This window comes from Nocardia sp. NPDC058658, from assembly GCF_042716665.1.
Classification (GTDB): domain Bacteria; phylum Actinomycetota; class Actinomycetes; order Mycobacteriales; family Mycobacteriaceae; genus Nocardia.
Map to the genome: position 1 here is coordinate 70151 of NZ_JBHXRR010000023.1, position 15517 is coordinate 85667.

12 protein-coding genes are annotated in these 15517 nt (G+C 66.1%); 6 read left to right on the plus strand and 6 right to left on the minus strand.

Annotated features, from left to right (window positions below; genetic code table 11):
* The first annotated feature begins 552 nt into the window (after window positions 1-552).
* Both ACFWUP_RS25650 and ACFWUP_RS25655 read left to right on the plus strand, forming a co-directional pair.
* Window positions 553-2721 (plus strand): transglycosylase domain-containing protein, encoded by a 2169-nt coding sequence (locus ACFWUP_RS25650; protein WP_379238511.1) that lies wholly within the window; start codon window positions 553-555, stop codon window positions 2719-2721.
* 21 nt (window positions 2722-2742) lie between these two features.
* Window positions 2743-4476: a glycosyltransferase family 87 protein gene (locus ACFWUP_RS25655; RefSeq protein ID WP_379238442.1), complete on the plus strand. Its 1734-nt coding sequence runs from the start codon at window positions 2743-2745 to the stop codon at window positions 4474-4476.
* A gap of 18 nt (window positions 4477-4494) precedes the next feature.
* On the opposite strand, the gene ACFWUP_RS25660 is transcribed toward ACFWUP_RS25655, so the two are convergent.
* A complete protein-coding gene (locus ACFWUP_RS25660) occupies window positions 4495-4761 on the minus strand; it encodes a hypothetical protein (RefSeq protein ID WP_379238444.1) in 267 nt (88 codons plus the stop codon).
* 181 nt (window positions 4762-4942) lie between these two features.
* On the opposite strand from ACFWUP_RS25660, the gene ACFWUP_RS25665 reads away from it, so the two are divergent.
* Window positions 4943-5680: a multiprotein-bridging factor 1 family protein gene (locus tag ACFWUP_RS25665; protein WP_379238446.1), complete on the plus strand. Its 738-nt coding sequence runs from the start codon at window positions 4943-4945 to the stop codon at window positions 5678-5680.
* A gap of 30 nt (window positions 5681-5710) precedes the next feature.
* Here ACFWUP_RS25665 and ACFWUP_RS25670 read toward each other — a convergent pair whose 3' ends face one another.
* The 4 genes from ACFWUP_RS25670 to ACFWUP_RS25685 all read right to left on the minus strand — a co-directional run bounded on the left by ACFWUP_RS25670 (window position 5711) and on the right by ACFWUP_RS25685 (window position 12357).
* Window positions 5711-6364, minus strand: a complete 654-nt coding sequence (locus ACFWUP_RS25670) for a GAD-like domain-containing protein (protein ID WP_379238448.1) — start codon at window positions 6362-6364, stop codon at window positions 5711-5713.
* On the minus strand, window positions 6346-8865 hold the full coding sequence (locus ACFWUP_RS25675) for a polymorphic toxin type 15 domain-containing protein (protein ID WP_379238450.1): 2520 nt from the start codon (window positions 8863-8865) through the stop codon (window positions 6346-6348). Before ACFWUP_RS25675 ends, ACFWUP_RS25670 begins: the two co-directional genes overlap by 19 nt.
* Window positions 8866-9415: 550 nt before the next feature.
* Complete coding sequence (locus tag ACFWUP_RS25680; RefSeq protein WP_379238452.1) at window positions 9416-10975, minus strand: TerD family protein; 1560 nt, start codon at window positions 10973-10975, stop codon at window positions 9416-9418.
* Between the two features lie 53 nt (window positions 10976-11028).
* A complete protein-coding gene (locus tag ACFWUP_RS25685) occupies window positions 11029-12357 on the minus strand; it encodes a TerD family protein (protein WP_379238454.1) in 1329 nt (442 codons plus the stop codon).
* 193 nt (window positions 12358-12550) lie between these two features.
* On the opposite strand from ACFWUP_RS25685, the gene ACFWUP_RS25690 reads away from it, so the two are divergent.
* The 3 genes from ACFWUP_RS25690 to ACFWUP_RS25700 are packed head-to-tail and all read left to right on the plus strand — an operon-like array spanning window position 12551 to window position 14653.
* A complete protein-coding gene (locus ACFWUP_RS25690; RefSeq protein WP_379238456.1) occupies window positions 12551-13174 on the plus strand; it encodes an AIM24 family protein in 624 nt (207 codons plus the stop codon).
* Between the two features lie 8 nt (window positions 13175-13182).
* Window positions 13183-13884, plus strand: coding sequence for an AIM24 family protein (locus ACFWUP_RS25695; RefSeq protein ID WP_379238458.1), 702 nt, complete (start codon window positions 13183-13185; stop codon window positions 13882-13884).
* A 4-nt stretch (window positions 13885-13888) separates the two neighbouring features.
* Entirely contained in the window at window positions 13889-14653 is a 765-nt protein-coding gene (locus ACFWUP_RS25700; protein WP_379238460.1) for an AIM24 family protein, read from the plus strand.
* A gap of 46 nt (window positions 14654-14699) precedes the next feature.
* On the opposite strand, the gene ACFWUP_RS25705 is transcribed toward ACFWUP_RS25700, so the two are convergent.
* Window positions 14700-15485 carry an HAD family hydrolase gene (locus ACFWUP_RS25705; protein ID WP_379238513.1) on the minus strand — a complete coding sequence of 262 codons (786 nt, stop codon included), beginning with the start codon at window positions 15483-15485 and terminating at the stop codon, window positions 14700-14702.
* Window positions 15486-15517 lie beyond the last annotated feature (32 nt).

Sequence of the window (15517 nt, forward strand, 5' to 3'; positions counted from 1 at the left end):
CCGCCCGGTCGTCAGCAGGGGCCGCCGCCCGGTGGGGTGCCGCCGCGTCGACCCGGTCCGCCGCCGCAGCGTCCGGGTGGGCCGCAGGGTGGACCGCCGCCGCAGGGTGGGCCAGGTCAGGGCAGGCCGCCGCAGGGTCGGCCCGCGCAGCCCGGTCGGCCCTTGCCTCCTGCGGCTAACGCAACCCAGAAACTTCCCCGCCCCGGCGCTCCCGAGGAGCCGACGGTGCGCTCGGGTCCCGACCGGACCGTGCGTGCGGGTGGCGACGACCTCGCCCGGGCGTCCCGTGCCGGTGGCGCCGCCGCGGCCGCGCGTGCCGGTGCCGGTCGCCGTCCCGGCGGGCCGACCAGCGGTGAACGCCGCGCCACCGCGGCGGGCGGCCCGGTATCGGGTGAACGACGTGCCCTCGCCGGTGAACGTCGTCCGGGTGGCCCACCGCCGACCGGACCGCGCAACCGCCGCGACGGTGGCGGGGGCGACGACGGCTCGGGTAGTGATGGTGCGGTGAAGAAATCACCGTGGCGGCTCGTCCGCCGGACGCTCTATGTCCTGATGGCGCTGGCCATCGTGGTGCCGAGCGCGGTGTTCCTCGTCGCCTACACCGCGGTGTCGGTGCCAAAACCCGGCGATCTGGAGACCAACCAGGTCGCCACGATCTTCGCCAGCGACGGCAGCACCGAGATCAGCAAAGTGGTTCCGCCGCAGGGCAACCGCACCGAGGTCTCGATCGATCAGATCCCGCCGCACGTGCGCAATGCCGTGATCGCCGCCGAGGACCGCGACTTCTACACCAACCCCGGCTTCTCGGTCTCGGGCTTCGCCCGCGCCGCCCGCGACAACATCCTCGGCAAGGAAAGCGCCGGTGGTGGTTCCACGATCACCCAGCAGTACGTGAAGAACGCGCTGGTCGGTGACGAGCGGTCGATGACGCGCAAGATGCACGAGCTGGTGATCTCGGCCAAGATGGCGCGCCAGTGGAGCAAGGAAGACATCCTCGCCGCCTACCTGAACACGATCTACTTCGGTCGTGGCGCGTACGGCGTCGACGCCGCGGCCAAGTCCTACTTCGGCAAGCCGGTGCAGGAACTGACCGTGGCCGAGGGCGCGGTGCTCGCCGCCACGATCCAGCTGCCCTCGATGCTGGATCCGGAGAAGAACCCCACCGGCGCGAAGTCGCGCTGGGACTACGTACTCGACGGCATGGTCGCGGAGAACAACCTGTCCGCCGCCGAACGTCAGGCGATGCAGTACCCGCAGGTTGTGTCGCTCGACTCGCTCGGCGACAAGAACAACGACGAGGGCCCGTCCGGCCTGGTGAAGAACCAGGTGCTGCAGGAACTCTCGTCGGCGGGCATCAGCGAGCAGCAGCTCAACACCGAGGGCCTGCAGATCACCACCACGATCGACCCCAAGGCGCAGGACGCCGCGATCAAGGCCGCGCAGGGCAAGCTCGAAGGCGAGCCCGAGAACCTGCGCACCGCAGTGGTTTCGATCGATCCGCGCACCGGTGCTGTGCGCGCCTACTACGGTGGCAACGACGGCCAGGGCTACGACTTCGCCAATGCCGGTCTGCCGACCGGTTCTTCGTTCAAGGTGATCGGTCTTGCCGCCAATCTCGAACAGGGCGTTCCGCTTTCGCAGCTCTACGACAGCTCGCCGATCACCGTCAACGGCATCCAGATCGGCAACGTCGAGGGCGAGGGCTGCGGCATGTGCACCATCGCCGAGGCGCTCAAGCGTTCGCTGAACACCAGCTTCTACCGCATGCAGCTGGACATGCAGAACGGTCCGCAGAAGATCGCCGACATGGGTCACAAGCTCGGTATCGCCAAGGAACTGCCCGGTATCGGCGAAACGCTCACCGAGCCCGGCGGTGTCGGCCCCAACAACGGCATCGTGCTCGGCCAGTACCAGTCGCGCCCGCTCGACATGGCCTCGGCGTACGCCACGCTGGCGGCCTCGGGTGTCTATCACGCACCGCACTTCGTGCAGCGGGTCGTGACGGCCGACGGTCAGGTACTGCTCGATCGCGGCGAGCCCGCCGGTGAGCAGCGGGTGAGCGCGGCCGTGGCCGACAACGTGACCGCGGCGATGAAGCCGATCGCGGCCTACTCGCGCAACCACAACCTGGCCGGTGGCCGTGAGTCCGCCGCAAAGACCGGTACCCACCAACTCGGCGACACCGGCAACAACCGCGACGCCTGGATGGTCGGTTACACCCCGTCGCTGTCGACCGCGGTGTGGGTCGGTACCGAGCAGGGCGAGCCGCTCAAGAACTACGGCGGCAGCAGCATCTACGGTTCCGGACTGCCTTCCGATATCTGGAAGGCGACGATGGACGGCGCGCTGTCCGGCACGCCGAACGAGTCATTCCCCAAGCCGACTCCGATCAAGGGCCAGGCCGGTGTGCCGGAGTGGTCGGCGCCCTACACCGCGCCGTCCACCACCGCGCCGGTGATCGCGCCGCCGGTGATCGTGCCTTCGCAGGTCGAGATCCTGCCGGGCATCCGGATTCCGGTGCCAGGAGTCCAGCAGCCCGCGGTGCCGCAGTCGCAGCAGACGCCGGAGACCGGCACGGGCCCGCTGCCCGGCCAGCCGACGGCGGGACCGGAAGGTTCACCGACGACGCCGGCCACCCGGCCGGGTAACGGCAACGGTCCGGGCGGCGGCAACAACGAGGAAAGCGGCGGCGCGGGAGCCACGCCGACCCAGTCCCGGTAGCCACCGGTAGCCTCGGATGTCGTGACCGATCAGCGACTCGCGGACCAGCCTGCGTCCAGTGACACCCGGCAGGTCCGCGAGTACGTGGCGCCCGCTCAGCCGGCCGCCGACCTGCGCTCGGTCGACGCGCGGGATCGGCCGAGCCGCAACGACTCGCTGACCGCGCAGCTGTCCACTGTGATCGGCGGCCCGGTCGGCGATCACGCGCTGATCGGGCGGGTGCGGTTCTGGACGCCGCTGCGGGTGCTGTTCGCGTTCACGGTGATCTTCCTCGCCCTGGGTTGGACGGCCAAGGCGCCCTGCATCCAGCAGACCAGCGACGGCAACGGCGGGGTCATGCTCGACTGGAACAACGGCCGCCAGTACGTGGCCATGTGCTACTCCGACACCGTGCCCCTCTACGGCGCCGAACGGCTCAACGAGGGCGCGTTCCCGTACAAGAAGTCATGGACCGAGTCGACGCCCGACGGCGGCACCGAGACCAGATACATGGAGTACCCGGTACTTTCGGGGCTGTACCAGTACGTGGCGATGCAGATCGGCAATGTCTGGGATCACCTGCCGGTGCCAGGTGCGATGTCGGTGGTGGTGTATTTCAACGTAGTCGCGCTCGGGCTCGCGGTGGGCTGGTTGATCACCGTGTGGGCGTCGTCGCGACTCGCGGGGCGGCGAGTGTGGGATGTGGCGCTGATCGCGTTGTCGCCCTTGGTGATCGTGCACATCTTCACCAATTTCGACGCTCTCGCAACGGCTTTCGCGGCTACCGGGTTGTTGGCGTGGGCGCGGCGTAAGCCGGGGTTGGCCGGGGTGCTGCTCGGGCTCGGTGGGGCGGCGAAACTGTATCCGCTGTTGCTGCTCGGGCCGATCGTGGTGTTGTGCTTGCGGATCGATCCGATGCGGCGTCAGCCTGCCGCACAGGGCGGGCTGCGGTTGCGCGATATCGACAGTCTCGATGCCGCCAAGACCTGGCTGCGTGAAACACCGGCCAGAACACAGGTTTTCGCACTACGTCCGCTCGGTGCCGCCACCCTCGCCGTGGTCGCCGCGGTGGGCACCTGGGCGGCGGTCAACCTGCCGATCGCGGCGCTGTATCCGAACGGTTGGCGAGAGTTCTTCCGGCTCAACACCACTCGGCACGCCGACCCCGACTCGATCTACAACGTGATCACCTCGTTCACCGGCTGGGAAGGCTTCGACGGTCCCCTCCCGCACGGTGTGCCGCCGACCATCCTGAACACGGTCTCGCTGGTGGCCTTCGCCGCCGCCTGCGCGGGCATCGCCTACCTGGCCCTCACCGCTCCACGCCGCCCCCGCCTGACCCAGCTGTGCTTCCTGGTCGTCGCGGCCTTCCTGCTGACGAACAAGGTGTGGAGCCCCCAGTATTCGCTGTGGCTGGTTCCCCTCGCGGTCCTCGCGCTCCCGCACCGACGAATCCTGTTGGCGTGGATGACAATCGACGCCCTGGTCTGGGTACCACGCATGTACTACTACCTCGGCGAGGACAGCAAAGGCCTGCCCGAACAGTGGTTCACCGGCACCGTCGTCCTCCGCGACCTGGCAGTCCTCGGCCTCTGCGCCCTGATCGTCTACGAAATCCTGCGCCCCCAGCACGACATAGTCCGCCGCGACTTCGTCGACGACCCAGCAGGCGGCCTCCTCGACCGAGCCCTCGACCCCCTCCTACCCTGGCTCCCCGAATTCCTCCGCCCGAAACAGGCCACGATCAGCTCACGCCCGGTATCCGTACTGAACTGACCTGGCTCTCATCGCCGATCACATCGACCCGTTCGCCGGTCGCGGAACGATGCGTCCCGCCTGCACCAGCAGGTTCCACGCCGATGCCTTGCGCGGACACAGCCACCGCTCACACGCACGATGTGTCTGCATGACCGTGTGCGCCTGGACCTCGGTGAGCATTTCCCGCGGCGCGCAGTGATCGAGCACCGGCGACGGCCGGCACTGCTGCTCTGCCTCCTGTGCCAACCGTGCGGCGATGTCGTGCACCGTCAGTTGCGGCGGTATTGCCTTCTGTCCCCACATGATTCGTCCTCTGTTGTTCGGGTTGGGTGCTCCCCTGGCGCCGGGGATATCGCCGCCACCCGACGCCAGGGAGCACCGCCAACACTGCCGCTGCCCGATGTGTTCGCGCGACGACGGCGGGGACGTCAATCGGCACATATTAGGGGCGACATTTCGGCGTCATTCGGGTTACCGTTGCATCATGCGGACCAACCCCAACACGGCACTCCGCGCCGCACGTACGGCCCGGATCATGAGTCAGGACGACCTTGCCCGCGCGCTGCGCGACGCCGGGTGCACCAGCGCCACGAAACGGCTTGTGCAGCGGTGGGAATCCGGCGAAACCACCCAACCGCGGCCGAGTCACGCCCGCGCCCTCGAACGAGTCATGGGACTACCCATCGAAACGCTCGGGTTCGGCACGGTGCGCGCCGGGCGTGACATCCGCGGGGAGTTCGACCACAGTCACGAGGTCGAATCGCCGATCGGCGCTATGCCTACCCCCTCGACGTCGACCCCGGTCCGGACGGTCGGCGACTTCTCGGGGGTGTGGCTCTCGCGCTACGAGTACTACTCGAGCGGGCGCGACTCGTCGTTCACCGTCGCCCATTACGCCGTCGTGCTCCAGCACGGCAGCCAGGTCACCGTCCGCAGTCTGCCCGGCTCGTCGCCCTCGACGATTGAGCTGGACCTCACCCTCGACAGCAACGTCGCCACGGGCACCTGGGCCGAGCGGACTGCGGTGGAGGGCTACTACCACGGTGCCCGGTACCACGGTGCGCTCCAACTGCTCGCCGATCCGACCGGCAACCGGCTGGCGGGTAAGTGGCTCGGGTTCGGCAAGGATTTCGAGATCAACTCTGGCCCGTGGGAACTGGTCCTACAGAACCCGAGCACGAGCAAGGCCACGATCGAGGCCTACCAGCGGCCACCGGCATAGACCCGATCCGCGCCTGTCCAGAGACTCCGTTCAGAACTTCCAGTTCATCACCTGACGTGGTGTCACCGTGCTCAGAAAACGCACATGATCCACCGCTTTTACAATGCCCATTCCACGTGGAGTGAAAGAACCCCCCAGACCAACCACAGGGACGCAGCCGTACATAGTGGAGGCATCGAGACCTCCCAAACGCTTACGTACGCGCTGGAACATCGGTTTATCATCGTCCCCTTTTGTATCCAGCATCTCAGTATCAGAATCTAAGGCTGCCAGAATTTGCATAATAACATCGATCTCATCGACCATGTCGCCAGACCGATCGACTGGAATTATGAAGCCTTCTTGCGGGACAATCGTGAGGCTCTTTCCAGTCATCTTCCCCCACATCGTCATCGTACCAAATGCCGTGCGCTTGAAAGGCACCCACTCATCATAAAATGGCATGTCGAGACCAGATATCCAATCATCGACCGCAGGCTGCCATTCAGCTGGGTTGCAGAGCCATAGGAGACCCCCCGCATATCCAGAAAACCCCACCGTACGCCATACGTCCAGCAGCAGATCAGGGACCATACCCACATATTGATCGACTGCATCCACATCTGCCTCTACAGTCATATACGGGTCACCCAGGTCAGCTAATACTCGCTCCAATCCGATATTTTTCAAGGATTCAACCGCCATACCACATTCATTAGTTCGTGCCCCTTTCCAGCAGCTACTAATTCTTCCGCATATTTACGCACAGCATCGCCGTTGCCGTGACTCCACTGACTTCCAATCGAAGAATTTACACCCCTGTCACCAAGTACCGGCAATCCGTTTGAATCGCGTCGGATAACATCCGCACCGCCAGCAATAATATCCGGTTCATGCAGTGCCGCCATACCCTCCATTCGATCCTTCACCAACTTCTTGGCATAGGCAACAGGCGTCATACCGTTCAATGCATCAGGATTTAGCAAAGCCAACCGCTTGGCGTTTTCTATCTCACGCTCGGTAGCCAGTATTTCATATTCTTCTCGTGCCTTCTTCTGAGCTATACCTCTGCGCCGCACCGTGCTGAGATTATGTAACACCTCCGCAGCAGTCAGGTTGTTCAATCCGTCGATCTGGCCCGTCAATTGATCGACCATTTCCTGCGGTTTGCCCCTGACGCTCGGCCTTGTACCGTAGTTGAAGTCTAGTCGCAGAGGCGGCCCGGACGCTCTGGGACGGAGTTGTCCAGCACTGTCGCGCAACGGCGCTGGCGGCAATCCTCGCCGGGGAATCAGCCCCGGCCGTAGGGGAGCCGAGGGCAGGCGTGACGAGGCGGAGAAGATCGACATCGAGAATGTGGCTTGGCTGTTGTTCGCAGTTACGCCAGCTGGGCTCAGGTCGAACTGGCGTTGGCCCCAATCCCATACCCGGTCGGAGAAGCGGATTGCCGCTGCTTTGAGGTCGTCGAAACGGCCTGGGTTCAGGTAGGGAGAGAACGGTGAGTAGGGCGGAACTTCGGGGTCTGGTCGGAAGGTGCTCGCTGGCGGAGCATCGCCACCATCGCGAACGGGCAGTCGGGTGGTCTGGTCCTCGAGCGGTAACGGTCTGGTCGGCGGTGTGCCCTGGGTATGTGGCGTAGGCGTGACTGGGTTGTTCGGCCGAGGTGCGGGTGTGGGGTCGGGGGTTCTCGGTACCTCCCCGTCGGCGACCGGTCGCCGGCGGTGGTTGTTGACAGCGTCTGTCAGTTGCTGCTCGTGTGCCGCCCTGCCGATCCTGGTCGCATCCACGGCATTGTCGGCCGTGGCCATCGCATCCCAAATCTTCGGTGCGATCCGGCGCAGGCCCGCCTTTGCCGCAGCGCCGGTGAGAGTGCCGAGTCCCGGCAAGATCGACGCCACGTTGATGCCGAGCTCAGCTGCTGCCCAGGTGATCTCCGCTGCGCTGTGATCACCACGGTCGTGCGCGGCGTCCCAGAGAACGATGGCCGGGCCGACCGTCGAATCTACGAGGAAACCGTTGATACCCTGCTTCAGGTCATTGAGTGTGAGCGCAGTCCGGCTGGCTTCGAGAGCCTGTTGACGCAGTTCCGCGGGGCTGTACATCGCGGGTCGGGTGTTGTCGACCTTGGCGAAAGGGTCCTCCGCGATCGTCGTAATTTGTCGGGCGGCGACCCATTCTTCGATAGTGGGATCCAGCCACGGAATTCCGGCTTGGTTGAGCCTCTGCAGGGCGGCGAACCGTTCCTCGGTCTCCGCTTGGTTGCGGGGCTCGTGCTGTGCCCAGACCAGATCGTTGAACTGTTCAGTCGGCGTATACATCGCCGCCGCCAGCCGGGCCCGTGCCACTTCGTAATCGGCCGGCCGATTTGGGCCTGCCCACACGGGGCGGCCGGCATCGAAGGCCCGCAGATCCGCTTCTAGCTGCTGACTCGAATAGCTCGAGTTGGTTCGGAAGATTGTTTCCGGGTGCGTGATCGACGGGGGAACAACCCCGGGCGCGGTAAGAGGAACGGGCACCGTGCATTCGACGACTGCCTCGATCGCGGGGCCGTCACTGATCGTCGTCGTCACTATCGGATCCCGGCCGGGAACCTTTGCGGTCGTCTCGGTGACCGTGACCCCGTTCGACGTGCTCGATTCCTGGGTGAGCGAGCCTCCGCTGCCGAGGGTCGTCGCCACCACAACTGGCATCATCGACTCCGGGTCCAGCACCGGGAAATTCATCTCGGTCGCGGGGTACTGCCCACCTGGCAGGATTCCTAGATCCTGGAGGGGGACCGGGGTCGGATTCGACGTCGAAGGCGTTGGGGTGCTCGACTCGCCGCTGTTGGCAGGAGTTGAGGTCTGAAACCCGGGTGGCGGCGGGGTGCTCGATGGCGTGTCGGTGGCTCTAGGCCGTTCCTTCAGTTTATTGGCCAGGTTTTCCTTCGCATTCGGGTCCGATTGCGCATCCGTCTCCCGCTGCACGGGGAGGTCGAATGGGGCGTCGATGGCGTCGGCCTGTAAGGGTGATTGCCGCGCGTCGTCGAATAGCTTTCGTCCGTTCCAGATCCGATTCAGTTGCCGTGCGGCGTCGGCTGGGGACGATACGGAAATGTTGAATACGCGCGGCTTCGTATCGCTCTCCGCGGGAGACTCTGTCTTGGCCGGTGTCAATGACGCTCGCCACGCGATACCACGGGACACCCATTCCGGTGCGGTTGTCATCGCACTGCCGCAGCTGGGCAGCGGGATCGACGGTGCGGTCGAGATGGCACGGGCGGAGACGAGCGTGGGGCGAGGTGATCCGTTTTCGACACGGGATCCTCCTGGGTGCAGGCACGAAAAAGCCCCGGCTGATCAGCCGGGGCTTCAAACGTGATGTGGATAATGGCGGTAACCCGAAGGGTCGTGAACTATGCAGCTGCCCTGTCTATTTCGAGGACAGGGCGACGTCCGACACCAGGCGGGATGGGCAGAATCAACAACACCGACGGCGCCGTGTCGGCTGCCGATCAATGGAAGATCGCTGCGGGGTCGGACCGCTTGCGCGCAGGATCAACGTCTGCCAAACCAGCAGTCGTACATGGAGAACTACTGGGGTGCAGGAGAATTGGGCACAGCGCGGCCCGATTGATCAATTATCGATCAGGCCGTGGCATCCGTCAACGGCAGACAGATCAGTGCTGCTCACAGCACAAATCGCCGCCGACTCCGACAACCGATCGAGCAGAATATCGGTGTGGCGTAAGCGAACCGAACTCGTCGGAACTCTCGCTCACATGCGCAGGTAGCGGGCCTGGAGTTCGGGTTCGGCGGGGAGCATGTCGAGGTCGAGTTCCCAGGCGTTGCCGGTCCAGGGGTCGAAGAGGGGGGTGCCGGGCATTGTCGGGAGGTGGCGGCAGGATTGGGCAAGGAGGTCTACCGGGCCGTCGCCGGATTCGGCGCTGCCGCTGCCGACGATGACCAGGGACAGGCCGATCAGGTCGCCGCGGACCATCAGCTGGCCCAGGCGGATGACGTCGCTGGACTGGTAGCCGTGCGGGAAGTCGGCCGCGACCAGGATGCGGTGTTCGGTCGGGGGGACGGCTTGGCCGCTGTTGTAAGCGATTTCGGCGAGTTCGGCCGCGTGAGCCAGTTCGGCGAGGCGGGGCGAGATTTCGCTGTAGTCGGTGATCACCGGGCCCGCCAGCAGGGGGGCAAGGGGGGCGGCGAGGGCGCGTAGGCCTGCGCTGAGGTCGATCAGGTCGACCTTGGTCGGCCGGTCGGGGATGGCGGCGACGAGGCGGGCCAGCAGGGCGCCGACCACGCGGGAGGCGGCGGCGGAGGATTCGGTGTCGACCCACAGGGGCCGATTCAGCGGCACCGGAACGCAATACGGCACGCGAAGGCCGCCGCGGTCGAGGGCGTAGAGCTCGCCGAGGCGGATGCCGTCGCTGCGGGCGGCGCGGGTGGTCCAGGCGGGCGCCAGCCAGGAGGCCAGTGCGGCGGGCATGGCGGCGTCGGCTTCGGCGATCTCGTGGCCGAGTTGGTCACTGTCGCGGCGGTGGTTGGCGTCGGCGACCGCGACGAGGTCGTCGTGGCGGCGCTGGGCGGCGGTGCGGGCCGCATCGGCGGCGGGGGTGTTGCGGGTGGCCGGGTTCGACACCGCTTCCGACAGTTCCTGATCCAGGCGTTTGGCCGCGTAGTCACGGGCCGAGAGCAGTGCGGCAGCTGAGCGGGCGGCGTCTTCGAAGATCATCCACATGCGTTGCAGGCCGTGGTCGACTTCGAGCGGAATGCCCGAGGCGGGAACGGGTCTCGCGACCGTCTCCGTCGGTGCGCTCGGCGGCGCCAACGGGGCAGGCTGCCACGCCTGCGCCGGGGCGGGCGCCGGTGTAGGCGCCGAGATGCCGTGGGTGGTCAGCAACTGTGTCGAGCCACCCGCGTAGCCCTGGCCGAGGGCGCGCAACTTCCAGCCGCCCGCGCGCCGATACACCTCCAGGCAGATCAGCGCGCTCTCACCGGCAGTCGGTGCGATGACGAATTCCGCAGTGGGACTGCCATTTTCGAACAGCGACGCCGTGACCGCGCCGAGTGTCTGACCGGCCGCGACGAACAACAGCACGGCGTGAGCGTCGGCGCGCACCTGCGACAACGTCAGATCCACCGCCGCCCCCGCGAAGCTCACCCCGGGGGCGGCGGGCCGCGACGCGCACACGTGATCGTGCTCGTCGCGCACCCGCAGATCCTCGCCGACCACCAGCGCACCGAACTCGACGGCGCCGGTGGTCTGCGCGGTGAACCGCACGGAATCAGCGTTGAGAGCAGCGTTCTGCCCGGCCTTCAGGTGAATCACTGTCGCTAGCCCCTATTGCGCTGTGTTGTGCGTGTAGCTGTGTTGTGCGTGTATCAGTTACCGCCGAGGAATCGGCCGAGTTGCGGCACCGCTTCACCGGGGTGTTTGGCGTTGAAGCCCTCGCCGAGCGCCTGCATCTTCCAGTCGGCGCCGACGCGGTACACCTTGGCCATCGCCATCGCGGTGAACGGCATGCCGCCCGCGAGGGTGTAGCGGGCGAGTTCGCCGTTGGTGGTGCCGTCGATCAGGCGGCTGAACGCGTTCTGCACCTGTTCGAAGGAATGGCCCTTGTACGAGGTGACGATGAACAGCAGCGTGGTGATGTGGGCGGGGATCCTGGTGAGGTCGACGAGGATCATCTCGTCGTCGCCATCGCCTTCGCCGGTGAGGTTGTCGCCCTGGTGGCGCACCGAACCGTCCTTCGACGACAGCTGGCCGTAGTAGGCCACGTCGACGAGGTTCTGGTCGGCGAACAGGCAGACCGAGGCGTCGAGGTCGATGTCGACGGTGCGGTTGCCGAACATTCCGCGCGTGCGCACGGGATCCCAGCCGAGGCCCATCTTCACGAAGGTGAGCGCGGCGCCGCCCTCCTTGCGCAGGGTGACGCGCTGGCCCTTCTGCAGGCTGACCGGGCGATCCTTGCTCAGGCTGATCTCACCGGCCGGCTGCGGCGGCGCGGGCGGCGGGTAACCACCCTGGGCGGGCGGCGGGTAACCCTGTCCGGGCGGCGGCGGGTAACCACCGGCCGGCTGCTGGGCCGGGGCGGGCGGTGGCGGGTAACCACCTCCGGGCGGCGCGTAGGCGGGTGCGGCCTGCTGCGGGTAGCTCGGCGCGGGCGGCGGCGGAGCCTGCTGCGGCGCAGCGGCCTGCGCGGGCGAATCATCCACCTGCACACCGTGATCGGTGACCAGCGCGGCGAAACCACCGGCATAACCCTGGCCGACCGCGCGCACCTTCCAGCTGCCCTGACGGCGGTACAGCTCGAGCGCGATCACGATCGACTCGGCGTCGAGGCCCTCGATCGTATAGCTGAACAGCTGGTTGCCCGAGGCGTCGGAGACGATCGCGGTGGGCGGGGCGGAGCGGCCGAAGTTGCTGGTCGCATCGTCCAGGGTGATTACCGCGCGGATCTGATCGATGTCGGCGGGCACCGCAGGGAGCGAAACAGCAAGCGAGGCAGGCTGACCCGCGGGTCCGGGGCGCAGATCCACACCCGGCCCACTCGGCTGGTTGTAGAAGACGAAATCAGCGTCGGTGCGGACCTTGCCCTGCTCGGTGACGAGCAGCGCGGACAGGTCGGCCGGAGCGGTGAGTTGGAGCGAGATCACCACGTCGCTGACGGCCAGCGGGCCGTTCTGGCCCTTGGCGAGTGTTGCAGACAAGTTAGACCCTTCTTGCCGAATGCAGCTTGTCGTTTGGTGGGTGGTTCCACAGCAGTGCCTGCCACTCTACGAGAAACCGGCGGCATGCGTCCGGGCTCTGTGGCTCGGGCGTACTTTCGCCTGATCGGTTAGGGTGACGTCGCAGTCACAACCGGCGGAGAATCCGCCTTCGCAGAGGGGCCACGCACCTGACATGGCGCAATTGTTCGAACAATCGAAGAAGGTGATCGAGGCGCAGCTCGCGGGAACAAGTATTCGCGCGATCTCGGGCTCGATGGTGGCCTACGAAGGCAACGTGCAGTTCAAATCGGCCGGGTTCGGCGGCGGCGAGGGCGTGCTCAACGGCCTCAAGCGCCGCGCCACCGGCGAGAAACTGTCACTGATGGAATGCAACGGCAACGGGCGCGTTTTCCTGGCAGTGAACGGGCAGAACGTCACCGTGGTGAATCTGAACAACGAGACGTTGCAGGTCGAGTCGCAGCAGTTGCTCGCCTTCGCGGGCAATCTGCGCACCGATGTGCGGTTCGCCGGGGTCGGCGGGATGTCGTCGGGTGCCGGACTGTTCACCACCACGGTGAGTGGGCAGGGTCAGGTGGCGCTGCTGTCGGCCGGTGGGCCGCTGATTCACCTCGAGGTGACACCGCAGTATCCGCTGATCGTCGATCCCGACGCTTTCGTCGCCTCGCGCGGCAATCTCAATCAGTCGTTCATCACCGATGTTTCCTGGCGGACGATGGTCGGTCAGGATGCGGGCGAGGCGTTCTCGCTGCGGTTCGACGGCCAGGGCGTCGTGCTGATCCAGCCGGCGGAACGGTAGGGCGGGCGATGTTCGAGAAGGTCAACAGCAAGGTCGTCAAGGTCAATGTCGGGCAGGCGGGTGGCGTTGTCGCTCGCTCCGGCGCGATGCTCTTCTATACGGGTCAGGTGGCGTTCGCGCCGCATCAGATTCCCGGCGCCGGTCAGGGTATGGGCGGCGGCGGTTTGATGCGGATGGCCGGGCAGATGATGGCCGGTGAGCACGAGCGGACCATGCTGGCGCAGGGCAACGGTGAGGTCCACTACGGATTCGCCGGGCTCGAGGTGCACGTGGTGCAGATGCAGCCGGGCGCGGTGTTGCGGGCCGAGGCCTCGCGGCTGCTCGCGCAGTCGGCCGGTTTGCAGGCTTCCGTTGTCTCCGTGGCGAGTTCGGGTGGCAGTGGCGGTGGCGGTGGTGGCCTGATGGGCGCGCTGCGCGGTGCCGCCGCCGGTGTCGCGACCGGCACCGGCATGTTCACCACGCAGCTCAGCGGACAGGGTTCGGCGGTGCTGCTCGCGCACGGCGGATTCCTGGAACTGCAAGTGGGCGGGCCGAATCCGATCGTTGTCGACCCGCAGGCGTTCGTCGCCGCGTACGGCAATGTGCAGACCGAATTGAAATCGGCGATGAGCTGGCGCGACGCGGTGGGTCGCGGCGCGGGCGAGGCGATGCAATTGCATTGCCACGGACAGGGTGTGGTGTACGTGCAGGCCTCCGAAGAGAAGTTGTGAACCGATGACCGAACTCCTCTCACCGGCGAATCTCGGTGCCAGCGACAACATTCCGGGCAACAGCTACGCCTACTGCATCGACCTGACCGGTCCGTGGTTCATGCGCAAGGGCGCGATGATCGCCTACTACGGGCAGATCGAGTTCCAGATGCTCACGCACGGGCTGCAGGGCGGTCTGATGCACATGGTGAGCAGCCAGTTCTCGGCGCCGCTGTTCGCGGGCGACTATGTGGTGGCGCAGGGTCACGGCAAGCTGATCATCGGCGACCGCGGCTACGACATCAATTCCTATGACCTCGAAGAAGGCAACCTCACCATCCGTGGTGCGAACCTGCTGGCCTTCGAGCCGGGTCTGGCGTTGAAGCAGTCGATCGTGCCCGGGTTCCTCACGCTGATCGGTACCGGGAAGTTCCTGGCGTCGTCCAACGGGCCGGTCATGTTCGCCGAACCGCCGCTGCGCGTGGACCCGGAATCGCTTGTGGGCTGGGCGGATTGCCCCTCCCCCAGCCACCATTACGACCAGGGTTGGATCGGCAGCTTCCTGGCGGCGGGTGCGGCCAGGATGGGCGCCAACTCCGGTGAGGAAAGGCAGTTCGACTTCACCGGTGCGGGCACTGTGCTGATCCAGTCGACCGAGAAGATCATGAGCGACAACGCGCTGGTGCGCACGATCGAGGGGCAGCTGCAGAGCGGTGTCACCGTCGGCGGGCTGCAGCGGATTCAAGGTGTGATCGCGCAGCAGTTGGCCGGTCAGCAGCAGCACTACTGATTCGGGGAAGCCCGGGCACCGTTGCGGTGCCCGGGTTTTCGCTGTTCTACGCCAGTACTGTCGCGCGCTGCGCCGCGAACCACTCGAGGATTTCCTCGCCTGCGAGGATTCCTGTCGCCGTGGTGATGGTCAGGTTGGGCGCGGTGAAGTTCAACTCTTCGAGTTCGCCGTGCCGGGGGCGGATCGCGGCGTCGGCGGCCTTCAGCATTTCGGCATCGAGTGCGCCGTCGCCTGCGGTGAACAATGTTGCTCCGCTGGCTAATTCACCTGATTCCATGAGCCTTTTGCGGACCTCGGCGACGGCGAGGCTTTTGCAGACGGCATCGGGCATCGTGTAGATCTTGCGACCCTGCTGTGAGGCCGACCAGCCGTTGGCGCGGCACCAGGTGTCCCATTCGGCGAGGAAGCCTGTGGGGACCTCGTCCGGGCGGACCACCAGGTAGCAGAACAGCTCGTCGGCCTCGCGGTACTTGGTGACCCAGGAATCATCGATGCGGGAACGTAATTCGGCGCCGACGTCGGCGAGGGTGGCGCCCGACGCGTTGACCTGGTCGTCGATGGCGACGCGCCAGGCCGGATCGGGGATGCCGTCGACGAGGATGTTGCCGCCGTTGCTGGTGATCGCGTAGCGCCACGGCGCGCCCGGCAGGGTGATGCGCTGGAACTGCTCGATCGTGCGGGTGGTCGTGGGGATCACCGGGGCGATCGCGGCCAGCTCGCGCAGGGCGGCGATGGCGGTGATCGTCATGTACGACAGCGGTTCGCCCGCGTAGTACTCGACACATTCCATCGGCACCTCGGCACCGCCGAAACCGTTGCGGGAGAAGATCATCGTCCGATCGAGATCGGTCGCGAACAGGGACT